Source organism: Bacteroides sp. D55t1_190419_B8, assembly GCF_015558905.1.
GTDB lineage: Bacteria > Bacteroidota > Bacteroidia > Bacteroidales > Bacteroidaceae > Bacteroides > Bacteroides vicugnae.
On record NZ_JADMOU010000009.1, the window covers coordinates 33,954 to 58,863 of the forward strand.

Annotated in this window: 19 protein-coding genes; 13 read left to right on the top strand and 6 right to left on the bottom strand. The window is 43.0% G+C overall.

What is annotated here, in order from left to right; all coding sequences use genetic code 11:
- Window positions 1-78 precede the first annotated feature (78 nt).
- Window positions 79-1,824 (top strand): phospho-sugar mutase, encoded by a 1,746-nt coding sequence (locus I2I13_RS10225; RefSeq protein ID WP_195649418.1) that lies wholly within the window; start codon window positions 79-81, stop codon window positions 1,822-1,824.
- A gap of 362 nt (window positions 1,825-2,186) precedes the next feature.
- Here the strand turns inward: I2I13_RS10225 and nudC are convergent, their stop codons facing one another.
- The 6 genes from nudC to cdd form a co-directional block, all read right to left on the bottom strand.
- On the bottom strand, window positions 2,187-3,023 hold the full coding sequence (gene nudC, locus I2I13_RS10230; RefSeq protein WP_272225151.1) for an NAD(+) diphosphatase: 837 nt from the start codon (window positions 3,021-3,023) through the stop codon (window positions 2,187-2,189).
- 47 nt (window positions 3,024-3,070) lie between these two features.
- Window positions 3,071-4,771, bottom strand: coding sequence for an ABC-F family ATP-binding cassette domain-containing protein (locus I2I13_RS10235; RefSeq protein ID WP_195649420.1), 1,701 nt, complete (start codon window positions 4,769-4,771; stop codon window positions 3,071-3,073).
- A gap of 377 nt (window positions 4,772-5,148) precedes the next feature.
- The gene (locus I2I13_RS10240) at window positions 5,149-6,522 is read right to left on the bottom strand and encodes an FAD-dependent oxidoreductase (protein WP_195649421.1); all 1,374 of its coding nucleotides are present in this window, start codon (window positions 6,520-6,522) and stop codon (window positions 5,149-5,151) included.
- A 99-nt stretch (window positions 6,523-6,621) separates the two neighbouring features.
- Complete coding sequence (locus I2I13_RS10245) at window positions 6,622-7,203, bottom strand: DUF417 family protein (protein ID WP_195649422.1); 582 nt, start codon at window positions 7,201-7,203, stop codon at window positions 6,622-6,624.
- Window positions 7,204-7,291: 88 nt separating this feature from the next.
- Window positions 7,292-8,131, bottom strand: a complete 840-nt coding sequence (locus I2I13_RS10250) for an AraC family transcriptional regulator (protein ID WP_004300715.1) — start codon at window positions 8,129-8,131, stop codon at window positions 7,292-7,294.
- A gap of 2 nt (window positions 8,132-8,133) precedes the next feature.
- Window positions 8,134-8,616 (bottom strand): cytidine deaminase, encoded by a 483-nt coding sequence (gene cdd, locus I2I13_RS10255; RefSeq protein ID WP_148364822.1) that lies wholly within the window; start codon window positions 8,614-8,616, stop codon window positions 8,134-8,136.
- 110 nt (window positions 8,617-8,726) lie between these two features.
- On the opposite strand from cdd, the gene I2I13_RS10260 reads away from it, so the two are divergent.
- From I2I13_RS10260 to I2I13_RS10315, 12 genes are all read left to right on the top strand, one after another.
- The gene (locus I2I13_RS10260; RefSeq protein WP_148364823.1) at window positions 8,727-9,632 is read left to right on the top strand and encodes a glucosaminidase domain-containing protein; all 906 of its coding nucleotides are present in this window, start codon (window positions 8,727-8,729) and stop codon (window positions 9,630-9,632) included.
- A gap of 137 nt (window positions 9,633-9,769) precedes the next feature.
- Entirely contained in the window at window positions 9,770-11,146 is a 1,377-nt protein-coding gene (locus I2I13_RS10265; protein WP_195649423.1) for an NAD(P)/FAD-dependent oxidoreductase, read from the top strand.
- A gap of 181 nt (window positions 11,147-11,327) precedes the next feature.
- Entirely contained in the window at window positions 11,328-12,575 is a 1,248-nt protein-coding gene (locus I2I13_RS10270; RefSeq protein WP_148364825.1) for an efflux RND transporter periplasmic adaptor subunit, read from the top strand.
- A gap of 17 nt (window positions 12,576-12,592) precedes the next feature.
- A complete protein-coding gene (locus I2I13_RS10275; protein WP_008999908.1) occupies window positions 12,593-13,258 on the top strand; it encodes an ABC transporter ATP-binding protein in 666 nt (221 codons plus the stop codon).
- Window positions 13,259-13,325: 67 nt separating this feature from the next.
- On the top strand, window positions 13,326-13,952 hold the full coding sequence (locus I2I13_RS10280; protein WP_148364826.1) for a GIN domain-containing protein: 627 nt from the start codon (window positions 13,326-13,328) through the stop codon (window positions 13,950-13,952).
- A 56-nt stretch (window positions 13,953-14,008) separates the two neighbouring features.
- Entirely contained in the window at window positions 14,009-15,286 is a 1,278-nt protein-coding gene (locus I2I13_RS10285; protein ID WP_195649424.1) for an ABC transporter permease, read from the top strand.
- Between the two features lies 1 nt (window position 15,287).
- Window positions 15,288-16,556, top strand: coding sequence for an ABC transporter permease (locus I2I13_RS10290; protein WP_195649425.1), 1,269 nt, complete (start codon window positions 15,288-15,290; stop codon window positions 16,554-16,556).
- Window positions 16,557-16,587: 31 nt separating this feature from the next.
- On the top strand, window positions 16,588-17,877 hold the full coding sequence (locus tag I2I13_RS10295; RefSeq protein WP_195649485.1) for an ABC transporter permease: 1,290 nt from the start codon (window positions 16,588-16,590) through the stop codon (window positions 17,875-17,877).
- Between the two features lie 34 nt (window positions 17,878-17,911).
- Complete coding sequence (locus tag I2I13_RS10300) at window positions 17,912-19,165, top strand: ABC transporter permease (protein WP_195649426.1); 1,254 nt, start codon at window positions 17,912-17,914, stop codon at window positions 19,163-19,165.
- Window positions 19,166-19,249: 84 nt separating this feature from the next.
- Window positions 19,250-21,859 (top strand): HAMP domain-containing sensor histidine kinase, encoded by a 2,610-nt coding sequence (locus tag I2I13_RS10305; RefSeq protein ID WP_195649427.1) that lies wholly within the window; start codon window positions 19,250-19,252, stop codon window positions 21,857-21,859.
- A 129-nt stretch (window positions 21,860-21,988) separates the two neighbouring features.
- Window positions 21,989-23,467, top strand: a complete 1,479-nt coding sequence (locus tag I2I13_RS10310; protein ID WP_195649428.1) for a TolC family protein — start codon at window positions 21,989-21,991, stop codon at window positions 23,465-23,467.
- Window positions 23,468-23,559: 92 nt separating this feature from the next.
- Window positions 23,560-24,909, top strand: a complete 1,350-nt coding sequence (locus tag I2I13_RS10315; protein ID WP_148364832.1) for a sigma-54 dependent transcriptional regulator — start codon at window positions 23,560-23,562, stop codon at window positions 24,907-24,909.
- Window position 24,910: the final 1 nt, after the last annotated feature.

The window sequence follows — 24,910 nt, forward strand, 5'->3', positions numbered from 1 at the left end:
TGTAAACTTATTATTTTATATTTGTGTGCTCAAGAAATTGATAATAAATAATTCATTAACCAATAAATAACAATCGAAATGGAAAATCAGGAACTTATTAAACAGGTCACTGAAAAAGCCGAAAAATGGCTGACCCCGGCTTATGATGCTGAAACCCAAGCTGAAGTGAAACGCATGTTGGAAAACGATGATAAAACCGAACTTATTGAAGCTTTCTACAAAGACCTTGAATTTGGTACTGGTGGTCTGCGTGGTATCATGGGAGTTGGTAGTAATCGTATGAATATCTATACGGTAGGTGCTGCCACTCAAGGACTTTCCAACTATCTGAAGAAGAACTTCAAGGATCTGCCGCAGATTTCTGTAGTAGTAGGTCACGACTGCCGTAACAACAGCCGTTTGTTTGCAGAGACTTCCGCTAATATTTTCTCTGCCAACGGCATTAAAGTATATCTGTTTGATGATATGCGTCCGACTCCGGAAATGTCTTTTGCTATCCGTCACCTCGGTTGCCAGAGCGGTATCATTCTGACTGCTTCTCACAATCCGAAAGAATACAACGGTTACAAGGCATATTGGGATGACGGTGCACAAGTGTTGGCCCCGCATGATAAAGGTATCATTGACGAAGTGAACGCCATTGCTTCTGCTGCTGACATTAAATTCCAGGGAAATCCTGATTTGATTCAGATTATCGGTGAGGACATTGATAAGATTTATCTGGATATGGTGAAAACAGTTTCTATTGATCCGGCAGCTATCGCCCGTCACAAAGATATGAAGATTGTCTATACTCCGATTCACGGTACAGGTATGATGTTGATTCCGCGTGCATTGAAGATGTGGGGATTCGAAAACGTATTTACTGTGCCCGAACAGATGATTAAGGATGGTAATTTCCCGACTGTCGTATCTCCGAACCCGGAAAATGCGGAAGCTCTTTCCATGGCTGTAAACCTTGCCAAAGAAATTGATGCTGACCTCGTTATGGCTTCCGATCCGGATGCCGACCGTGTGGGTATCGCTTGTAAGGATGACAAGGGCGAATGGGTACTGATTAATGGTAACCAGACTTGTATGATGTACCTTTATTATATTCTGACACAGTACAAACAACTGGGTAAGATTAAAGGGGGCGAGTTCTGTGTGAAGACAATCGTTACTACCGAACTTATCAAGAAAATCGCTGATAAGAACAACATCGAAATGCTTGACTGCTACACCGGATTTAAGTGGATTGCCCGTGAAATCCGTCTGCGTGAAGGCAAACAGAAATATATCGGTGGTGGTGAAGAAAGCTACGGATTCCTTGCTGAAGACTTCGTGCGCGATAAAGATGCTGTATCCGCTTGCTGTCTGATTGCTGAAGTTGCTGCATGGGCAAAAGATAATGGCAAATCTTTGTATCAGTTGTTGCTTGATATCTACGTAGAATATGGATTCTCTAAAGAGTTTACTGTAAACGTAGTGAAACCGGGTAAGAGCGGTGCTGAAGAAATCAAAGCGATGATGGAAAACTTCCGTGCTAATCCTCCGAAAGAATTGGGTGGCTCTAAAGTGATCTTGAGCAAAGATTATAAGACTCTGAAACAGACAGACGATAAAGGTAACGTAACTGTAATTGATATGCCGGAACCCTCTAACGTTCTTCAATATTTCACAGAAGACGGTAGCAAAGTTTCCGTTCGTCCTTCAGGTACAGAACCGAAGATTAAGTTCTATATGGAAGTTCAGGGTGAAATGGGATGCCGCAACTGTTATGCTTCTGCCGAGTCTGCCGCCATGGAAAAGATTGAAGCAGTGAAGAAATCATTGGGTATCTGATTTTGTCTCTTCTGAAATTGCAGACATAGATCATAAAAAGATAAAGATTAAAATAGCGCCTCCATCGTCTTTTGAAGATTGTGGAGGCGCTTCTTTTTCTCTGTACATAGCCCTGATTCTGCCTATTTTTGGGCATTTTCCCTCATTTGGCACAGTTCTTTCATTTCCTTTGCATTCTTTAAGCTCACTTGCTAATCCTTCTTGCGAGAATCTTGTTGTATTGGCATCATCTCAATTTCAACAGGCAGGCTGCGGATATACACATGTTTTGTTGATGCTTTAGAGTGATACGTTCAGTTTCATATTCGTAAGTTGTTCGTTTGTAGTTGTGTGTATTTCGTAGCCTGCTTTTCTACTCGCTATTAGTTTAGTATATCTTCATTTGGATGTTCAATCCACCAATCGATCATCTTTCGTGCAAGGCTAAGTTTTCTGGGAAGTTCGGGTAGATTATCTCTTGTGTAAAAGTCTCCCGAACTCAATTCTTCATCTTGGAGTGTGATTTCCCCTCCGGCATAATCCGCAATAAATCCGACCATTAGACCGCTGGGATAAGGCCAGGGCTGGTTGCCGAAATAAGTGATATTCTTTACGTCCAGTCCGGTTTCTTCTTTCACTTCACGTGCTACACATTCTTCTAATGTTTCTCCGGTTTCCAGGAATCCGGCAACGAGGCTATTGAATGTTCCTTTAAAATTGCGGGCATGCACTAAGAGTAGTGAGTCTTTTTTTCTCACTAATACCAGAATCGCTGTGGATATGGAAGGATATACTTCCCGACCGCATTTCGGGCAACGTTTCATAATAGATTCTTTCTGTTCCGTCAGCGTGCCGCAGGCGGAACAGAAGCGGCTGTTTCTATCCCAATGCAGAATCTCATGCGCTTTTCCTGCAGTCTGATAATGAGACAAAGGGAGATATTCATAAGAGGCGCGAAGTCCTATCATTGTCCATTGCTCCGATTCTTCAATGGGAGAGGAGAGGGAGAAAGCTTTGCAGTTTCTACCTTCCAATGTGGTGATATTATGTACTGTTGTTTTTTCTTTCATAATGATAGGAGAACTTTCTCCATATGGGACGGCATACTTACCATCCCCTTTTTTCTCAAGAAGCAGTTGATCTTTATAAAAGATAAACCACCATGATTGTGCTGTCTGATCCATTTTATTCCAATTCTTTTCTTTGCGCTGCGAAGTTATAAAAAACTAGGTTGATATGTAGACTTACCGGATAAAATATCAATAGACTAGCTTAATAAAATACGTTGCTCGATACCGATTTCCTGAATGAAATAATCGTCGTGTGAGATTACAATTACAGTACCCGTATAGTTCTTGATGGTAGCAGTAATGATTTCAATACTCTGTATATCCAGATTGTTGGTCGGTTCATCCAGAATAAACATATCGGGAGTATTATTGCTAATCATCAGGCAGCAGAAAGCAAGACGCATTTTCTCACCGCCGCTAAGTTTCCGGCAGGATTTATCCCATTCGGAAGCAGGGAATAAATAACGGTTCAGAATGGTCTTTATTTCATGCTCCGGCAGGTTCCGGTTATTGAAAGCGTAAGCCTGTTCCAGAATACTGTTCCGGTTGTCGATGATAGAATATTCCTGATTCAGATAAACATAGGTAAATTCCATTCGCGTCAGGTTTCCTTCCTGTGGCTGGAACTGTCCGGTGATTAGCTTCAAAAGAGTTGTTTTCCCACTGCCGTTGGCCCCTTCTATACGGAGGCGGTCCCCACTCTTTAGTTGGAAGCTGATGGGTGTTTGCCAAAGTTGCTGTTTGAAGTCGCTATTATCCTGAATATCATTACTGTCCGGACTGGGATGATTACCTGTATCAGCAAGATTTGCTTCATTATTCATCTGAATATGACTGTTGATTGAATTGGGATGATAACCGAAGTTAACCTCTTTTGCTGTCACCAATATCTTTCCGGTGTGGAGCGAGGAACTATTAAAATCGGTTTTTAATGTAGCGGTTGGGGAGAGCGAACTTCGAAGCTGGTTGCGTTCGTCTGTTAACTTCTCGGCTTTCTCCTGATGGGTGCTGTTAAGTTTGCTGGTACTCTTTTCTGATTTTCCTTGAAGCGCATTGAGCACAATACGAGGAACTCCCTTTTTAATATGATTTTTTTCTCCACGCACATTTTGTTTGTCCCTGCGTTCGGCCGTTTCGCGTGCCACTTTGAGGGCAATGCGCAGTGCCTTCTCTTTTTCTTCAATACGTTGCTGCAATGCTTCCTGCATCAGCGTTTTTTGTTCTTTATAGAATTCATAATTTCCTCCATAGTAATTGATTTGATGCTTTTCCAGTTCGCATATTTCGGGGAGAAGATTAAGCAGAGTGCGGTCATGACTTACAACTAACAGTGTGGAGCGGCATTTCTCTACCCAGTCGTATAAACGTTGTCTGCCGGAAGAATCGAGGTGATTGGTCGGTTCATCCATAAGTATGACAGGTGGGTGATGGATGTCCATACCTGCCAGAAATACACGGGTCTTTTCACCTCCGCTAAGCAAATTCATCGGGTAAGATAGAGTAAACTGTCCTAGCCCCCATAAATCGAGAGCGGCAATGGAACGTTCTTCAATATTCCAGTCATCATCCAGGACGACGAAGTTTTCGTTTGAGGCATCTCCTGACAGGATAGCATGTAGGGCTTGTTGCTTACGCTCTATCCGGAGTGCCTGGGCGATGGTTAATGAATCATATTGCCCGAAATGTTGCGGGATATAATATAGCTCATCCGGGCGGACAATGACACCGGAAGAGGGTGAAAGTTGACCGGCAATAATTTGCAGCAAAGTAGATTTGCCGCAGCCATTGTTACCGACTAATCCCAGTTTTTGGCCTTTGCTGATGGCGAAATTGAGATCACTGAATAATACTTCTTTATCCGGATGGATATAGCTGATTTGTTGAATACTTATAGACATAATGATCTATTGGGTTTGAGGTTGGAAATAGCGTGAAGGAAAATCACAGGATAGGGGAACGACAAACACAATACTGGCTAAACAACACGGATTTCGTGATGCTTAACAAAATAGAAAAAGCATATAAGAAAAGTGATGTTTACTTAGAAGTGTTGTCTTACTTACTAATTCTCATTGCGGTAGGTATATAGTTTAACTTGGTTGCAAAGATAACACTTTCTGTTGGATTTCACTCTGTTGAGGTGGAAAAAGAATAAGATTCATTTATTTAGAGGCTCTGTTTGCCTCATTCAGAGCCTCTGATTACTCCAAATACAGCCTCTGTTTGTCTTATTCAGAGGCTGTATTTTAGGAGTGATTTATATTCTGCCTTATTCTTATACATCAAATAGTTGATTTAATCCCTCACTCATACTGGGATGTGTGAAGATAAAATCACGTAAGAATGTAGACGGTTGTCCCGTTTTCATAGCCATAGCTACGGTATTGATGATTTCCGAAGCATCGGCACAAAATAGTGTGCAGCCCATAATTTTCCCGTTATGATTATTGATGATGGCTTTTAACATACCATCTGTCTGCTGTAGTGTACGGGTGCGGACGATGGAAGTAGCCGGTAGCCGGGAAACCTTAAATGAGTATCCCCTTTTTAACGCCTCTTCTTCACTGATTCCGATATGTGCCAACGGTGGATCAATAAATACTGCATACTGAACTGGATCACGGTCTCCGATATCACGTTTCTTATCACCGAAGAGCTGGTCACGGATAATCCGGAAATCATCCAGTGAGACATAAGTAAATTGCGACCCGCCTTTCACATCTCCCATTGCCCATATATGAGGAACAGTGGTACGCAACTGATCGTTTACTATAATAGCTCCGTGCGCATCGACTCCTACGCCTGCTGCTTGCAAATTTAATCCTTCAATCATCGGTTTACGTCCCGTTGCGATGAGAATGGCATCTCCGTCCACATAATAAGGAGTACCGTCGGATACGTCCGAGTAAGTCAGTGTCACTCCGTCACTGGTATCATGGACGGACTGTGCGCGGGTGTTCAGGTGGATTTCAATACCTTTTTTATCCATAACTTCTTTGACGCTGTTTGCAATGTCCCGATCTTCACGAGGCATAAATTTGTTTCCTCCTTCGAGTATCGTCACTTTGCTACCGAATCCGGCATACATAGAAGCAAATTCCAGTCCGATATATCCTCCGCCTATGATAATCAAGTGATGGGGAAGGACGTTTAAATCCAGAAGCGTACTACTGGTATATACATGCTGGCTGTGCTGAATACCGTCTATTGCCGGAATGATAGGAGTAGAGCCAGTATTGATAAATATCTCTTTACCTTGCAGTTCGATGTCCCCTTCCGGAAGCGCTACTTTTATGGTATTGGAAGATACGAAAGAGCCCGTTCCGGTGTAAATAGTTACATTGGGACGCTTGTTTAGTCTTTCGTAATTATCATTTCTAAGAAAAGAGGTGAGACGGTTCTTCCGGCCGATGGCTTGTTTGTACATATTCGCCTGTTTGGGAAAATCGTCATGGTAGAGCAAGGCGGAAACCTCGGCTTCATGCACCAGCATTTTGGTTGGAATACAGGCTATGTTCGGACAGGTTCCTCCATACATCATGTTGGAACGTTCCACGATGGCAACTTGCCATCCGCGGTTGGAAAGTTCGGCAGCCAGGGTCTTTCCTGCCTTGCCGAATCCTATTATTATTGCATCATATTGTTTCATAACTTCTTTTTATTAACGATTCGTATGAGACTATATAACAGTCTGAAAATACGATTTGTTCCGTAATCTCAAGAAGTTAGCACTTTCTGCAAAAGGGGATTAGCTCTTTTTAAGTGTTTTGAGTACGCGTTGTGACGAGTCGGATAATAACACTACGGCACTGGCTAAAATCACAATGTCTTTAATCACCAATCGCCCTGCGCCGGATAGTAATGGGAAGCCGAATTCTCCGCTTCCCAGATCGGGAACCCAGACTTCCGGGGTGGTGACGAGAAAAGAAAGTGTTCCCAGCGTCATGATAATAGCAAGAGCGTCACCTGCCAGTCCCACTTTCGGGAAAAAGATGCCTAGGAATACCAGTATGCCGATGCTCATAATAAGAGCTCCCAGTCCGTAGGAGAAAGTATAAGTACGGTTTGCTTCGTGCCATGCACGATTCTCCGGGACGAAAGCGCCTTCCGCATTTTTATGTTCTTTGTATTCAGGCGCATCTTTAGCATAGAAGAAGCTCATGAAAGGGCTGTTGGCTACGAACGGAACAATCCCGTCGGCTTCATAATGGAAATACTTCAATCCGCCTATCCATACAAATACTACCAAGATGGCCACGCGGATAAATTGGATACCGAAACCTTTTAGACTTGAAGTGAAGGTCAGTAAAGCGATAAATTTCTCTTTCATTTTGTTGGGGTTTTAATGAGTTTATCTAACGTTGCAAAGATCGTTCATTCCCCATACTCCTCAAATAGCAATACTTCCGTATGCCTTATCAATTTTTCCCTTCCTGTGTATTTCTGAATTGTACGGCGCTCTGTCCGGTCATATTTTTGAAGAAACGGCTGAAAGAAGCCTGGTCTTCAAATCCCAGAATATCGGCAATTTCTTTGGCACTTTTGTTGCTGTAAAGCAAAAGGCGTTTGGCTTCCGCTTCCACCCGTTCGTGGATTACCCGGAGCGGTGATGGCAGTTTGCAGGTTGAAAAGATGTTCGATAGTGTCTTGGGAGATTTGTGCAGCATATCGGCATAATCCTGTACTTGCTTCTTCGTCCGGTAATGCTCGTCAACCAAGTTATAGTATTGGCGGACAATCTCGAAACCGGATTCTTTTTCACGGGTGATATTCATGCGATGACGTGCAATGCGGGTACATTGAATGATGAAGCGTTTCAGCAGAATGCGTAGCATCTCTTCCTGCAGGCTGTCGGAAACGGTAAATTCGTTTTCCAGTGCTTCGGTAATGGTGTCGAGCTCTTTGCGTTCTTTTTCATTCAGAGTAAAACGGATCAGGTGAGAAGAACCGTTGAACAGGAAACCGCTACACGACACTTCATGGTCGTTGCCATAGATGCAATAGAAGTTACTGTTGAACAGCAAAGTCAGATATTCACCGTCAATCGATTTAAATTCGAGGTGTTGCAGATGAGTGAGTGAAATCACTTCATCTTTGGTAAGCATCATTTCCTGATGGTCGATTTCTACTGTGATGCTTCCGCTGCGTACCCATATAAATTTATAAAGCCCCTTTTCTTTTTGCAGTGCTTTTTCTGTCAGATAAGAGTCTGTAAGTGCGAGTGTCCCTTTTAGTTTCGTGTGATATTGTTGTAACATAGTTAGTCCTCCATTGCTGATGCGTCAAATGATAGCGGTAGTAGGTCGCTTATACTTTTTACTTCGTAGATACATTCTTTGCCATACAATAGGATACGGATGGGTTGTTTGTAACGCTTTTCCGTTTCCAGAATCACTTGCCGGCAAGCGCCGCAGGGGGGAATCGGTTGGTCGATGAAATCTTTTTCCGTTCGTGCCGCAATGGCAAGAGTGACAACCGGCTGGTCGGGATATTGGGAATTGGCATAGAATAAGGTAGTGCGTTCCGCACAAAGTCCCGATGGATAGGCGGCATTCTCCTGATTGGTTCCTGTCACAACAGTTCCGTTGCCCAATAGCGCAGCGGCACCTACGGAGAAATGGGAATACGGAGAATAACTACGAGCTGTTGCCTCCATGGCAGTCTGCATAAGTGCCCGATCGGCCTCATTCAACTCATCATATTGATATACTTTAATAATAGCGGTAATTGTGAGGTCTCTCATATACGTCAGGGTATTGGTTTCTACAATTAATGTTACAAAGTTAGGAAAGAGATTGATAATCCCAATTATTTTTCGGATTTTTGTGCCATCTAATCCACATCTGAACTAAAATGGAGAATAAACTGTATAGACTTATCTTTTTAACTGTTGTTTTCTTCTTTGCCGTAGGAGTGCAGGCACAGAAACGGAATGCCCGTTACATCGAATATATAAATAAGTATAGTGATCTGGCTGTTGAACAGATGAAGCTTCATAAAATTCCGGCCAGTATCACGTTGGCGCAGGGATTGCTGGAAAGCGGTGCCGGATACAGTCAGTTGGCACGAAAGAGCAACAATCATTTTGGTATTAAGTGTGGAAGTAGTTGGCGGGGGCGTACCGTTCGTCACGATGATGATGCACGCAACGAATGTTTCCGTGCCTATAGCCATCCTCGTGATTCTTACGAAGATCATTCTGACTTCCTTAGAAGAGGTGCCCGTTATGCCTTTCTTTTCAAACTGGATATCACAGACTATAAAGGATGGGCCCGTGGACTGAAAAAAGCTGGATACGCCACAGATCCGTCCTATGCTAACCGTCTGATTACGATTATCGAAGATTATGATCTGTATAAATATGACCGTAAAGGTGTATACTCGGAACGGAAACTGAGAAAGAATCCTTGGTTGATGAGTCCGCATCAGGTATATATTGCTAATGATATAGCCTATGTTGTAGCCCGCAACGGTGATACCTTTAAAGATTTAGGTAACGAATTTGACATTAGTTGGAAGAAACTGGTGAAGTATAACGATCTGCAGCGCGATTATACGTTAGTAGAGGGAGATATCATCTATCTGAAGAGCAAGAAGAAAAAGGCTTCCAAACCTTATACCGTATACATTGTGAAAGATGGAGATTCTATGCATGGTATCTCTCAAAAATATGGTATCCGCCTCAAAAATCTTTATAAGATGAATCGTAAGGACGGCGAATATGTTCCTGAAATCGGAGATAGATTGCGCCTGCGGTAGGGACACATATAGAGTGTTTTTTTGTTCGCCACCGATGAATAAATCCGGCTTTTTTTCTTTCTTCGTAAAAGTTTTGCATTTCGAAAACTTAATGGTTCATTCATGTGTTATTATTCTTGATAAAACATGATTGTAATATGAGTCTTAACATTGCAAAAAATAATAAGAAACGTGTCGTTATAGTAGGCGGTGGTTTCGGTGGCTTGAAATTGGCTAACAAGCTGAAAAAGTCAGGCTTCCAAGTTGTATTGATAGATAAGAACAACTATCATCAGTTTCCCCCTTTGATTTATCAGGTGGCTTCGGCCGGTATGGAACCAACTTCCATATCTTTCCCTTTTCGTAAAATATTCCAGCGCCGGAAAGATTTCTATTTCCGTATGGCAGAAGTACGTGCCATTTTCCCGGAAAAGAATATGATACAGACTTCCATCGGAAAAGCAGAATATGATTATCTGGTGTTGGCTGCAGGAACTACAACCAACTTTTTCGGTAATAAACATATTGAAGAAGAAGCCATGCCGATGAAAAACGTTTCGGAAGCAATGGGGCTGAGAAATGCTCTTCTTGCCAATCTGGAACGTGCCTTAACTTGCTCAACCAAACAGGAGCAACAGGAGTTGATGAATATCGTTATTGTGGGAGGTGGAGCAACCGGAATAGAGGTAGCCGGAATACTTTCCGAAATGAAGAAATTCGTCCTGCCAAAAGATTATCCTGATATGCCGAGTAGCTTGATGCATATATATCTGATTGAGGCCGGGCCGCGACTGCTTGCCGGAATGTCGGAAGAATCTTCCGTTCATGCCGAACAGTTTCTCCGTGAAATGGGGGTAAATATCCTGTTGAATAAACGTGTTGTGGACTATCGTGACCATAAAGTGGTACTCGAAGATGGTACGGAGATTGCTACGCGCACTTTTATTTGGGTAAGTGGTGTTACCGGAGTGACTATCGGCAACATGGATCCTTCGTTGATAGGACGTGGCGGACGTATTAAAGTTGATTCGTTCAACCGTGTGGAGGGAATGAGCAATGTGTTTGCTATTGGTGACCAATGTATTCAGGTTGCTGATGAAGATTATCCGAACGGACATCCTCAATTGGCGCAAGTCGCTATTCAGCAAGGAGAACTGCTGGCAAAGAATCTGATTCGTATGGAGAAAGGACGGGAAATGAAACCTTTCCATTATCGTAATCTGGGGTCGATGGCGACTGTAGGACGTAATCGTGCCGTGGCAGAGTTTAGTAAAGTAAAAATGCAGGGATGGTTTGCCTGGGTGATGTGGTTGGTTGTTCATCTGCGCTCTATTCTTGGGGTACGTAATAAGGTTATTGTACTCTTGAATTGGGTATGGAATTATTTCACTTACGATCAGTCTATGCGTATGATTGTCTACGCCCGTAAAGCAAAAGAGATTCGTGATCGTGAAAAGCTGGAAGAGACTACGCATTGGGGAAAAGAACAAGTACAAGAGGAAAAGAACCCCTCTATTACATCATCATCCAAGTAGACAGACCTCCTGTCGGCAGGATGATAGATTTTATTCTGAACGGTAAATTCGTACAGGGTGTCCGATATCGGACACCCTGTGTTTTTTGTTATCTTCTATTTATCAATCATTTACGGTTTTGGCACAGATTTGGTATATAAAGTACCGAATTGATACATCATAAAATAGTAAATGATCAGATATGGACAGAGAAATTCCTAAAGAAGTACGTCAAAAAGAACGTAATAAGAAGATAATTCGTTATTCATCCATTGGAGTGGCAAGTATGATTGCCATCGGTGTACTTATATCTGTACTAAGGGCAGGAGTGGAAGCAAAGGATCTTGTCTTTTCCACAGTCGATAAAGGAGTGATCGAGGTAAGTGTCAGTGCTTCCGGTAAGGTTGTCCCTGCCTTTGAGGAAATTATCAATTCTCCGATCAACAGTCGTATTATTGAAGTCTATAAAAAAGGGGGAGATAGCGTAGACGTAGGTACTCCGATTCTGAAACTGGACCTTCAGAGTACGGAAATTGAATATAAAAAGTTGCTGGACGAGGAACAGATGCGTCAGTATAAGCTCGATCAGCTTCGCGTCAATAATCAGACGAAACTTTCCGATATGGCAATGCAGATAAAAGTTTCGGCAATGAAATTGAGCCGGATGAAAGTGGAGTTGAGAAATGAACACTATCTGGACAGTCTCGGTGCAGGAACAACAGACAAAGTACGTCAAGCTGAATTGAGCTATAATGTAGCTCAATTAGAGTACGAACAACTTCAGCAACAATATAAAAATGAGAAGGAAGTAGCTGCTGCCGAACTGAAGGTTCAGGAGCTTGACTTTAATATCTTCCGCAAGAGTCTTTCCGAAAAGAAACGTACGTTGGATGATGCACAAATCCGTTCCCCGCGTAAAGCTATTCTTACCTATATTAATAACCAGATCGGTGCACAGATTTCCGAAGGCGGACAGGTGGCTATTATTTCTGATTTGAGTCATTTTAAAGTGGAAGGTGAGATTGCAGATACGTACGGTGACCGTGTAGCAGCCGGAGGAAAAGCAATTGTAAAGATAGGAAGCGACAAACTGGAAGGAATAGTTAGTAGTGTTACACCGCTATCCAAGAATGGTGTGATATCATTTACCGTTCAGTTGAAAGAGGACAATCACCGTCGCTTGCGTTCCGGATTGAAGACAGATGTTTATGTGATGAATGCAGTGAAGGAAGATGTGATGCGTGTAGCTAATGGCTCTTTCTATGTAGGACGCGGTGAATATGAACTTTTTGTTTGTAATTCTGATAATGAACTGGTAAAACGTAAAATACAGTTAGGCGATTCTAATTTTGAATATGTAGAAGTGTTGAGCGGATTGCAGCCGGGTGATAAGGTAGTGGTAAGCGATATGAGTGCTTATAAGAACAAGAATAAGTTGAAAATTAAATAAACTAAATACTAGAAGTTATGATAACATTGAACTCTCTTTCTAAGATTTATCGTACGGACGAGATTGAAACGGTAGCATTGGAGAATGTGAATCTGACGGTAGAACGTGGAGAATTTCTAAGTATAATGGGACCTTCCGGATGTGGAAAATCCACCTTACTGAACATTATGGGGTTGCTTGATGCACCTACAATGGGGATGGTGGAAATCAACGGAATACGTACTGAAGGAATGAAAGACAAGGAACTGGCGGTTTTTCGTAATAAAACGCTCGGTTTTGTATTTCAGTCTTTTCACTTGATTAATTCGTTGAACGTGATGGATAATGTAGAACTTCCTTTGCTTTATCGACGTATGGCTGGCAGTGAACGAAAACGGTTGGCACAAGAAGTATTAGAGAAGGTTGGATTGAGCCATCGCATGAATCATTTTCCTACACAACTTTCCGGTGGGCAATGCCAGCGTGTAGCCATTGCCCGTGCTATTATCGGTAATCCCGAAATAATCCTTGCCGATGAGCCGACTGGTAATCTGGATTCAAAGATGGGAGCTGAAGTAATGGAACTGCTTCACCGGTTGAATAAGGAAGACGGACGCACCATCGTGATGGTCACCCATAATGAAGAACAGGCGAAGCAGACTTCACGCACTATTCGTTTTTTCGATGGACGCCAGGTGCAATAGAAATGGCCTCTTACAATTAGAACTAAATAGAAAAATAGATTAATGTATCTCTAAATTAAAAATCATCATGACAAAGAATATTTTTATCGTTGCAATAGCTGCCCTGTTAAGTGTTGCTTTTTGTTCACTATCGGCACAAAATGTGAGTAAAGATTATAATGTGGACGAGTTTTCTGCCATAAACCTGCAATCTGTCGGGAATATTATTTTTACTCAATCGTCAGGATGTGCCTGCCGTCTGGAAGGTCCTTCTGAATTTGTAGAGAAGACAAAGGTAACAGTGAAAAATGGAACTCTGGTTATCTCTTATAAAGATAAAAATGCCAAGAATGTCAAGAATCTGACTTTCTATATCACTGCTCCCGATTTGAGCAAAGTGAAAATAGACGGAGTAGGAAACTTCGATGCAAAAGAAGAACTAAAACTTAAAAATATAGCTTTCGAACTTGATGGAGTAGGTAACTGCAACGTGAAAAGTCTTTATTGCGATGAATTGAAACTTGATGTTGACGGAGTAGGCAATATGAAGCTGAATGTTGATTGCACCACTATCAAGGCCAAAGTGGATGGAGTAGGAAATATCACCGTGTCCGGTAAAGCGGATGCAGCTTTCTTTAAACGGGATGGCGTTGGCAAAATCAATTCCAAAAACCTGAAATGTAAAGACGTAACAAAGAAAGGTTGGAATTTCTAATGTAGAACATTCTTCTGTGAACTCCTGTAAAATCAAATCAAAAAAAGAATAAGAAGATGTGGAAGCAATACATAAAGCAAGCTCTTTACCAGTTGAAGGAGAACCGGCTTATTAGTATTGTCTGTATGGTAGGTACAGCTTTGGCTATTTGCATGATAATGGTGATCGTGCTGACATTGCAGATACGGATAAAAGACTGCGTGCCGGAGGTTAACCGTTCACGATCATTGTATGTCAAGGCAATGACATCCCGGCATAAAGAGCAACACAATAATGCTGCCAGCAGTCAGATGTCTGTCACGACTGCCCGTGAATGCTTTAAGACATTGACAATACCTGAAGCGGTTACCATTACTTCCGTTAATAATAAGATGCGCGCTTCTCTTCCCGGAGGAGGCAGGATGAGTGTAGATGAAATGGAGACGGATGAAGCGTTCTGGCAAGTCTTTAGCTTTGAATTCTTGTGTGGCAAACCATACACGAAAGCCGATTTTGAGAGTGGGCTGTCCAAGGCTGTCGTTTCTGCCAGTGTGGCACGTCGTCTGTTCGGTACAACTGACGTGGCAGGACGTACCATCCAATTAAACAAAGCCGATTATGCCATTACAGGAGTAGTGAAAGACGTATCAAAGTTGGCGACAGCTTCTTATGCACAAGTCTGGATTCCCTATACTTCGACAGATTTGGCTTCTTTCTCGTGGAGAGAAAATCTGATGGGGCCTATGCGGGCGGTCATCCTTGCACGTTCGTCCGACGATTTCCCGGCTATCCGTGCTGAAGTAGAAAAATATCGTCAAGTCTACAATAGTAAGTTGAAGGATATGGAATTGGTTTATCGTGGTCAGCCGGATACTCAATTTGCTTACCTTTATCGTCATTGGGGGACAGACCTGGATATGAAACACATTGTCAGGCGATTCGTTCTTATCATTGTAATTCTACTTTTGGTTCCGGCTATCAACTTAAGTAGCATGACTTTATCCCGTATGCGAAAACGTATGACAGAAATCGGTGTCCGGAAAGCATTCGGTGCTACTGCCAACGAACTGTTGCGACAGGTATTCTGGGAGAATCTGATATTGACACTGCTTGCAGGAGTACTGGGGCTGATATTGAGCTATTCAGCTACTTTTCTGTTAAACTCATTCCTTTTCGGTAACAGTGAGAATGCAGGTCTTGCCGGGGAAACTTCTCTTTCCACTGATATGCTATTCAGTCCGCTGATATTCCTTGTAGCATTCTGTTTCTGTCTGTTATTAAACCTGTTGAGTGCCGGTATTCCGGCCTGGAGAGTATCGAGAATGAACATTGTAGATGCAATAAACCAAAGATAAAATGATGAAACAGTTGTTGAAACAAATATATAATGAGCGCCGGAGCAATGCTTTTCTATGGATTGAGCTATTGTTGGTGTTTGTCGTTTTGTGGTATATCGTTGATCTGGTTTATGTCACTTTGCATATTTATTATCAGCCAATGGGCTTTAATATAGAAAATACGTATGTATTACGCATGAATCGTCTTACCGATAAATCTACCGATTTCAATCCGGAGCTGACTGTTAAAGATGATATGGCTGCTTTAAGGGAAATAGCCGGACGTTTGTCCCGTCATCCGGAGGTCGAATCTGTCTGTATCTCTCAAAACAGTATTCCATATAATGAAGGGTGCAGTGGAGCGAGTTTCCGCTTCCCGGATAATGACACGGTTTGGATAAGTACGATGGATCGTTGGGCAACTCCTGAATATTATAAAGTGTTCCGTTTTCGGAATATCGATGGTTCCGGTTATGAAAGTCTGGTGAAAGCTCTGGAGAAAAATACGATAATCGTTCCTGTCGATGTTGCAGACTATTATCCGGATGCCACTTTCCATGGAAAAGACCTTTTGGCTAAAGAAGTTCGCACGAGTGATACTAACCTTCGTATTGCAGCTTTAACGGAGCCTGTTCGCTACGATCATTATAATATTGCCGGAAAACCTTTTACCGGGACCTATATCGGCACTTATCTTTCTGACGAACAAATGGAAACGGTCGAAAATGTAGCCTATCTTGAGTTGAGCCTGCGTGTTCGAGAAGGCGTAGACAATGGGTTTGTAGAACGTCTTATGAATGATGCCGACCGTATCTATCAAGTAGGGAATATTTATATACTTGATGTCACCCCATTAAGCAAAGTCCGGACCGCCAGTGAGATAGACAATGATAATGAATTGCGCACCCAGTTCTGTATTCTCTTTTTCCTGTTGTTGAATATCTTTCTGGGAGTGATCGGTACTTTCTGGTTCCGTACTCAGCAACGCCGGGGAGAAGTCGCTTTACACATGGCGATGGGAGCTAACCGGAAAAACATATTCTATCGTTTGATTACGGAAGGTTTGTTACTGTTAAGCATGTCGGCTCTTCCTGCCGTATTGATTGCATTCAACATTGGATATAGTGAGCTGGTAGATATATCACAAATGGCATTTACAGTATCCCGTTTCCTGATAGCCATTTTACTGACATCTCTCTTGATGGCAATAATGATTATTCTTGGCGTGTCGTATCCGGCTCTGCAATCAATGAAAGTGCAACCGGCCGAAGCACTAAGAGATGAGTAAGAAATATACTGAACTTTATACTGAAATGATAATGATAAAACTCTACTTTAAACAAGCGTTCCATCTGTTGAGGGAAAATAAACTGCTTTCTTCTATTTCTATTATAGGTACAGCTTTGGCTATTGCTATGATTATGGTAATTGTCATCACTTTACGTGCAACAATCGCTCCTTTTGCACCGGAGACCCATCGTGACCGGATGCTCATTTTCCGGTATGCCGGACTTCAGAACAAATCCAATGTGAACTGGCAGAGTAACGGTCCTATCGGATACAATACAGCGAAAGCCTGTTTCAAAGAAATGAAAACTCCCGAAGCGGTTTCCATCACTAGTTTTTTTCGGGAAACAATGTTGGCAGCCAAACCGGCAGGCGAAATGGAGAGTTGTAGTGTGTTGCAAACAGACGATGCTTTCTGGAAAGTGTTCGAGTTTGATTTTATATCCGGTAAACCGTATGATAATGCCGATTTTGATGCGGGTGCGGCAAAAGCCGTAATCTCCGAAGACATGGCACGCCGCTTGTTCGGAATATCAGAAGTAGTTGGAAAAACCTTTCTTCTGAATCATTCAGCTTATGTTATTTGTGGAGTAGTGCATCCGGTATCTAAATTGGCGAATTATGCTTATGCACAGGTCTGGATTCCTTTAAGTTCGACAAATGCTTTCACAACCACTTGGGGGGATGAAAATATCATGGGAATGACTGCTGTCTACATTCTGGCCAAATCAAAAGAAGATTTTCCGGCGATTCACCAGGAGGCGGATCGGCTAAGAGCCATTTTCATGGCTGGGCATCCCAACTTCGATCTGCTTTATCGTGGACAACCCGACACCTATTTTGTAGCCGCGCAACGGTACTCCGCCAATAATCCTCCGGCTGTGAAAGAAGCCGTCCGGCAATATATCTTGACGCTGCTTGTTCTGTTACTTGTTCCTGCTGTCAACTTGTCCGGACTTACTTTGTCGCGTATGCGTAAGCGTATCTCTGAAATAGGCGTGCGAAAAGCCTTTGGTGCACCCAGACGTGAACTTATGATGCAAGTGCTTTCCGAAAATATGCTTTATTCTCTCTTCGGAGGTATTCTCGGATTGGTATTAAGTTATGTTGCCGCTTTCCTTTTGGGAGGAATGCTTTTCTCTGTAGATTTCGTATCTAATGGCGTGGAAGATTGGCGGACTATGTGCATCGACTTATTATTCGATCCTGTCGTATTCCTGTTGGCATTCTTTGCCTGCTTCCTGCTCAATCTGTTAAGTGCGGCTATTCCGGCATGGAAAGTAACCCGCACCAATATTGTTGACGCCATAAATGAAAGATAATCCAATCACATTCAACTCATTAATTCTAAAGAAAATGCAACTATTAAAACAAATATGGAATGAACGCCGGTCAAACGGATGGTTATGGTCGGAACTGTTAATTGTTTTTGTGGTCTTGTGGTATGTGGTCGACTGGACATATGTGACGGCTCGTACCTATTACGAACCGGTAGGATTTGATATAACCGATACTTACTATCTGGAACTTAGTCTGAAAAACAACAAGAGCGACTCGTATCTTTCGAAAGAGCAAAAGAATACCACGCTGGGACAGGATATCACCGAATTAACCAATCGTCTCCGTCGGTTGCCGGAGGTGGAAGCTGTTTCCATATCCAATAATGCACGTCCCTATATTGGTAGTAATTCCGGCATGATGGTACGTCTTGACACATTGGTTAGTAATCCGCTGAACCGTGCGATGACTCCTGATTTCTTTCAGGTATTCCGTTATCAGAGTGCCGATGGACGTGGATATGAACCATTGGTACAGGCTTTGAAGAATGGTAATGTCGTAGTGGGTGAAAACTTCTGGCGGCCTGATTATAAGGGAGACCGTACACTATTGGGTAAGAATCTGGTAAGTGTGGATGATTCTACAGAAGTGTACAAGATAGGAGGTGTATCGGCAAAAGTGCGTTACAATGATTTCTGGGCTAATTATAGCGACCGGTATGTAGCTGTTGCCATTACAGAAAAAGAAATGGCCGAACTTGATGATGAGTTTTATCCTTCCAATGTGGAAGTTTGTTTGCGGGTGAAACCGGGAACTTCCACAGACTTTCCGGAACGTTTGATGAAATTATCCGCCAGTCAGTTGAGTGTCGGTAACCTATTCATCCTGAAAGTGCATGATTACGAAGAGATACGCAATGATTTCCAGCAAGGGAGTTACAATCAGGTACAAGTACGTTTCTGGATGATGGGATTCTTACTGCTTAATATCCTGTTGGGTATTGTCGGCACATTCTGGTTTCGTACACAGCACCGTCGTGCTGAATCGGCGCTTCGTATAGCAGTTGGGTCCAGCCGGATGCAGCTTTGGCAACGGCTGAATAAAGAAGGATTATTACTGTTGACGCTGGCCGCTTTGCCTGCTGCTGTGATATGCTATAATATCGGCTATTTGGATTTGACGGGAGGGTATTTGGAATGGGGAGTGGTACGTTTTCTTATCACATTTGCCATTACCTATTTCTTGATGACTTTAATGATTCTCATAGGCATTTGGTTCCCTGCTCGTCAGGCCATTCGCATACACCCTGCCGAGGCGTTGCGCGAAGAATAAAAAACTTGGGCTATCTGTTTGTTTTCAATATAATTAACGTATCTTTGTCGGCATAATATTGAAAACACCGCAGGCTTTAATTATATGAATCGACGCTACTATTGTTTGCTTATCGTTCTGTTTTTTGCTGTTCTTATTCAGGCGGCAGCAGCGGAACGTACATACAATATCCTGTTTATACAGTCATACACCTCACAAACTCCTTGGCATAGTGATCTTAATCAGGGGTTGGTCAAAGGATTTAAAGAAAGTGGCCTGAAGGTGAATATAACAACGGAGTATCTTGATGCCGATTTTTGGGCATTCAACTCCGAAAAAGTAATTATGCGTCGTTTTTGTCAGCGTGCCCGTGACAGGCAGACCGATTTGATTATAACAGCAAGTGATGAAGCTTTCTATACTCTTTTTGCCTGTGGAGATTCGTTGCCTTTGCAGATACCGGTCGTGTTTTTCGGCATTAAGTATCCTGATACGAAGCTGCTTGCTACTCATCCCAATGTTTGCGGGTTCACAGCCAATCCGGATTTTGATGTCATATTGCGTCAGGCGCAAAAGATATTTCCCCGGCGGAAAGAAGTGGTCTGTGTGATAGATAACAGCTTTTTGAGTAACAAAGGCCTTGAAGATTTTGAAGAAGAGTGGAAAATCTTTCAAAAAGATAATCCGGATTATAGAATGAAAGTCTATAATACTCAAAATTATACAACGAGTCATATTATTGCCGCTATTTGTTATCCTCGTAACAGTTATGAACGTCTGGTAGTTGCTCCTAAATGGTCGCCTTTCCTTTCATTTGTTGGCAAAAACTCAAAAGCTCCTGTCTTTTCGAGCCAGAATGTGGGATTGACCAATGGAGTTTTTGGCGCTTATGATGCCGACAGCTATACTTCGGCATTATCGGCAGCTCAAAGGGCTGCTTTAGTCTTAAAAGGTACATCCCCTCAAGACATAGGAGTGACAGAAATCACACAGGGATTCATCTATGACTATAAACAGTTGGATTATTTTCATATTGACCCCGATAAAGTAGCCTCTAGCGGAACCATCGTTAACGAACCGTATTGGGAGAAATATAAATACCTTTTTATACTGCTCTATCCGTCTATCCTGGCATTGCTGATAGCTTCTATTGTGTGGTTGATGCGTGCCAACCGACGTGAATCCAAACGACGGATTCAGGCACAGACCCGTCTGCTCGTGCAGAACAAACTTGTGGAACAGCGTAATGAGTTTGATAATGTATTTCATTCCATCCGCGATGGTGTGATAACGTATGATACCGATTTGCACATCCATTTCACAAATCGTTCCTTATTACAAATGCTTCATTTGCCGTATGAGTCGGGAGGTCGTTTTTATGAAGGAATGATGGCAGGCAGCATCTTCAAGATATATTATGACGGTCAGGATATTCTTCATTCCATGTTGAAGCAGGTAGCTGTTAAAGGAGAAAGTGTGGAGATACCGCAGGGAGCTTTCATGAAAGAAGTGCATAGTGATAAATACTTTCCGGTGTCGGGGGAGATTGTCCCGATCCGTTCAAAGAATACGATTACCGGTATGGCACTTTCCGCACGGAATATTTCGAATGAAGAAATGCAGAAGCGTTTCTTTGATATGGCAGTAGATGAGAGTTCCATCTATCCGTGGCAGTTTGATATGGAAACAAACTGTTTTATTTTCCCGCAAGGTTTCCTGAAACGTCTTGGATATGATGAAACGGTTACTACGATTTCCCGTGATGAAATGGATCGTACCATCCATCCTGAAGATTTGAAAGAAATTAGTCCACTGTTTGATAGGGCATTGACGGGTGAAGATTCAAATACCCGCCTGAACTTCCGTCAGCGGAATGTTAGTGGAGAGTATGAATGGTGGGAATACCGTTCTTCTGTAATCACAGGGCTGACACAAGATTCATTGTACAATATATTAGGTGTTTGTCAGAGTATCCAACGATATAAGACTGCCGAGCAAGAGATGAGAGAGGCGCGTGATAAAGCTCTCCAGGCTGACAAACTGAAATCAGCCTTCCTTGCAAACATGAGCCATGAGATTCGGACTCCGTTGAATGCAATTGTAGGTTTCTCTGATTTGTTAAGCGACACGAGCGGCTTTACGGGAGAAGAGATTACCCAGTTTATTGGAACCATCAATAAGAATTGTGGTCTGTTGCTGGCTTTGATTAATGATATTCTTGATTTGTCACGTATCGAATCGGGAACCATGGAATTTATGTTTGCAGAGCATAACCTGTCTTTGTTGTTAAAGACCGTCCACGATTCTCAACGGCTGAATATGCCTCCGGGAGTAGAACTGGTGTTGCGTATGCCCGAAAGCGATAAGAAATATCTGACAACGGACAACGTCCGCTTGCAGCAAGTGGTGAATAACCTGATTAATAACGCTGCTAAGTTTACGAGTAGCGGTTTCATTACCTTCGGCTATGAAAATGATGAAGATCCCGGATACATCCGTATCTTTGTAGAAGATACCGGAGTAGGTATTTCGGAAGAAGGTATTCGTCATATATTCGAACGATTCTATAAAGTCGATAACTTCACACAAGGAGCGGGTTTGGGATTAAGTATTTGCCAAACCATTATCGAACGGCTGAATGGCGTTATCTCCGTCACTTCCGAAGTAGGTAAAGGTACCCGGTTCACTGTGCGCCTTCCTAACTACTGCGAATAATCGAACGTTCATTTGTGGGCATAGTGTCCGAAAATGAACACTTTTCTTATTCTGTAATCTATTGAAAATAAAAACATTACTTTTTTGGCACATCGTTTGATCCTCTGTTGGAGGAAAATACTGTGCATAATGAAAAAGAAACGTATATTGTTTGCTCTTGTTGCCGCTTGTCTGCCATTGGCATTGTCGGCGCAGAAAGAAAGGGAGATCACCTTAAGTGAAGCCATTGCGATGGCACGTGCTCAATCTGTGGATGCTGCCGTTGCTTTAAACGAGTTGAAAACAGCCTATTGGGAATATCGCACTTTTCGTGCCGATCTGCTGCCGGAAGTCAACCTGACCGGAACTCTGCCCAATTATAATAAATCATATAGTTCTTATCAAAATTCGGACGGCTCTTACGGCTTCGTCCGTAACAACACCTTAGGACTGACCGGTGATCTTTCCATCGATCAGAACATATGGCTCACCGGTGGTAAACTTTCGTTGACCTCTTCTCTCGACTATATCAAACAATTGGGAGCCGGAGGTGACCGTCACTTTATGTCCGTCCCTGTCACCTTACAACTCACGCAACCCATCTTTGGAGTGAATAATATAAAATGGAACAGGCGCATTGAACCGGTGCGTTATGCCGAAGCAAAAGCTGCTTTTATCACCGCTACCGAAGAAGTGACAATGCGTGCTATCACTTACTACTTCAATCTCTTGCTGGCAAGAGAAAATCTCGGCACAGCGAAACAGAACCTGACAAATGCTGATCACCTTTATGAAGTGGCTCTTGCCAAACGTAAAATGGGACAGATTTCCGAGAATGAACTCTTACAGCTCAAACTTTCCGCCTTGAATGCGAAAGCAGCATTAACAGAGGCAGAGAGTGACCTCAATGCCAAAATGTTCCAGCTCCGTGCTTTTTTGGGAGTAGGTGAAGATGAAATACTAAATCCTGTTCTCCCCGAGGCGGTGGACCGTCCGAAGATGGAGTACAATCTGGTTTTAAATAAAGCATTGGAACGTAACTCGTTTGCACAGAATATCCGTCGTCGCCAGTTGGAAGCCGATTATGAAGTAGCCACCGCACGCGGAAATCTGCGTAGTGTCGATTTATTTGCAAGCGTGGGGTATACTGGCGAGAACCGGAACTTCCCTGCCGTTTACCGGAACTTGCAGGATAATCAGATTGTTCAGGTAGGCGTTAAGATTCCGATTCTCGATTGGGGAAAACGTCGTGGAAAAGTCCGGGTAGCCAAGAGTAACCGGGATGTAGTGCTTTCAAAGATCCGCCAAGAACAGATCAACTTCAATCAGGATATCTTTCTGTTGGTGGAGCATTTTAATAATCAGGCGCAGCAGTTGGACATAGCGAAGGAAGCTGATGCAATTGCACAGCAACGTTATAAAACCAGTATTGAAACTTTCCTGATAGGCAAAATCAATACCTTAGATCTGAATGATGCGCAGAACTCTAAAGATGAGGCAAGACAGAAACATATTTCCGAACTCTATTATTATTGGTATTACTATTATCAGATTCGCAGTCTGACGCTATGGGATTTTCGTTCGAACTCCGAACTTGAAGCTGATTTTGATGAAATTATCCGGCAATAAAAAAGAGAAGAGTGATGCCGGTTGCTATTTTTTTGTAGCTTTGTACAGTCATAGCAGTAAAACAATACCTATGATTAAAAAGAACATAAACTATGATTCTGATAATTGACGACGACAGCGCAGTGCGTTCTTCGCTTAGCTTCATGTTGAAACGGGCAGGATACGAAGCACAGACCGTTCCCGGTCCGCGGGAAGCAATGGAAGTAGTACGTTCCGTAGCACCGGATTTGATTCTGATGGATATGAACTTCACTCTTTCCACAACGGGTGAGGAAGGTTTAACCCTGCTCAAACAAGTAAAAATATTCCGTCCCGAAGTACCGGTGATTTTAATGACCGCTTGGGGAAGTATCCAACTTGCCGTGCAAGGAATGCAGGCAGGAGCCTTTGATTTCATTACGAAGCCATGGAATAATGCCGCCTTGTTACAACGCATCGAAACGGCACTCGAACTTTCCGCCACCTCACAGGAGACAACCCAGGAACAGAGCGAGTCTTTCGACCGCAGCCACATCATCGGGCGTAGCCAGGGATTGATGGATGTGTTGAATACCATTGCCCGCATAGCAAAGACCAATGCTTCTGTATTGATAACAGGAGAAAGCGGAACAGGTAAGGAGCTGATAGCCGAAGCCATTCATATCAACAGTCAGCGTGCCAAATATCCTTTTGTGAAAGTGAATCTCGGAGGAATTTCCCAAAGCCTGTTTGAAAGTGAGATGTTCGGGCACAAGAAAGGAGCTTTTACCGATGCTTCCGCAGATCGTATCGGACGTTTCGAGATGGCAAACAAAGGAACGATTTTTCTGGATGAGATCGGTGATCTTGATCTTTCGTGCCAGGTGAAGTTGTTACGCGTATTGCAGGATCAAACATTTGAAGTGCTTGGTGACAGCCGCGCCCGCAAGACGGATATTCGGGTGGTATCAGCCACCAATGCCGATTTGCGTAAGATGGTGGGCGAGCGTACTTTCCGTGAAGACCTGTTCTACCGTATCAATCTGATAACGGTGAAACTGCCGGCTCTGCGCGAACGTCGTGAGGATATTCCTTTGCTGGCACGTCATTTTGCTGACCGCCAGGCTGTAACCAATGGATTGCCCCGTACGGAGTTTTCTGCCGATGCCCTGCAATTCTTGAGCCGTTTGCCTTATCCGGGGAATATCCGTGAATTGAAGAATTTGGTGGAACGCACTATTTTGGTAAGTGGCAAACCGCTTCTCGATGCTTCCGATTTTGACGCCCAGTACATCCGTCACGATGATGCAAAAGTAGCCGAAGGCGCAGCACTGGCCGGAATGACTTTAGACGAAATAGAACGTCAGACCATTCTTCAGGCTTTGGAACGCTGCAAAGGAAATCTTAGTCAGGTAGCTACGGCATTAGGCATCAGTCGTGCCGCCCTTTACCGACGCCTCGAAAAATATAATATTACAGTATAAA

What these genes read in the sequence shown, in the direction of transcription:
- I2I13_RS10225 (WP_195649418.1), top strand. Translation starts at nt 79, where the DNA reads ATGGAAAATCAGGAACTTATTAAACAGGTCACTGAAAAAGCCGAAAAA.
- I2I13_RS10235 (WP_195649420.1), bottom strand. Translation starts at nt 4,771, where the DNA reads ATGTCTATAAGTATTCAACAAATCAGCTATATCCATCCGGATAAAGAA.
- I2I13_RS10240 (WP_195649421.1), bottom strand. Translation starts at nt 6,522, where the DNA reads ATGAAACAATATGATGCAATAATAATAGGATTCGGCAAGGCAGGAAAG.
- I2I13_RS10245 (WP_195649422.1), bottom strand. Translation starts at nt 7,203, where the DNA reads ATGAAAGAGAAATTTATCGCTTTACTGACCTTCACTTCAAGTCTAAAA.
- I2I13_RS10250 (WP_004300715.1), bottom strand. Translation starts at nt 8,131, where the DNA reads ATGTTACAACAATATCACACGAAACTAAAAGGGACACTCGCACTTACA.
- cdd (WP_148364822.1), bottom strand. Translation starts at nt 8,616, where the DNA reads ATGAGAGACCTCACAATTACCGCTATTATTAAAGTATATCAATATGAT.
- I2I13_RS10260 (WP_148364823.1), top strand. Translation starts at nt 8,727, where the DNA reads ATGGAGAATAAACTGTATAGACTTATCTTTTTAACTGTTGTTTTCTTC.
- I2I13_RS10265 (WP_195649423.1), top strand. Translation starts at nt 9,770, where the DNA reads ATGAGTCTTAACATTGCAAAAAATAATAAGAAACGTGTCGTTATAGTA.
- I2I13_RS10270 (WP_148364825.1), top strand. Translation starts at nt 11,328, where the DNA reads ATGGACAGAGAAATTCCTAAAGAAGTACGTCAAAAAGAACGTAATAAG.
- I2I13_RS10275 (WP_008999908.1), top strand. Translation starts at nt 12,593, where the DNA reads ATGATAACATTGAACTCTCTTTCTAAGATTTATCGTACGGACGAGATT.
- I2I13_RS10280 (WP_148364826.1), top strand. Translation starts at nt 13,326, where the DNA reads ATGACAAAGAATATTTTTATCGTTGCAATAGCTGCCCTGTTAAGTGTT.
- I2I13_RS10285 (WP_195649424.1), top strand. Translation starts at nt 14,009, where the DNA reads ATGTGGAAGCAATACATAAAGCAAGCTCTTTACCAGTTGAAGGAGAAC.
- I2I13_RS10290 (WP_195649425.1), top strand. Translation starts at nt 15,288, where the DNA reads ATGATGAAACAGTTGTTGAAACAAATATATAATGAGCGCCGGAGCAAT.
- I2I13_RS10295 (WP_195649485.1), top strand. Translation starts at nt 16,588, where the DNA reads ATGATAAAACTCTACTTTAAACAAGCGTTCCATCTGTTGAGGGAAAAT.
- I2I13_RS10300 (WP_195649426.1), top strand. Translation starts at nt 17,912, where the DNA reads ATGCAACTATTAAAACAAATATGGAATGAACGCCGGTCAAACGGATGG.
- I2I13_RS10305 (WP_195649427.1), top strand. Translation starts at nt 19,250, where the DNA reads ATGAATCGACGCTACTATTGTTTGCTTATCGTTCTGTTTTTTGCTGTT.
- I2I13_RS10310 (WP_195649428.1), top strand. Translation starts at nt 21,989, where the DNA reads ATGAAAAAGAAACGTATATTGTTTGCTCTTGTTGCCGCTTGTCTGCCA.
- I2I13_RS10315 (WP_148364832.1), top strand. Translation starts at nt 23,560, where the DNA reads ATGATTCTGATAATTGACGACGACAGCGCAGTGCGTTCTTCGCTTAGC.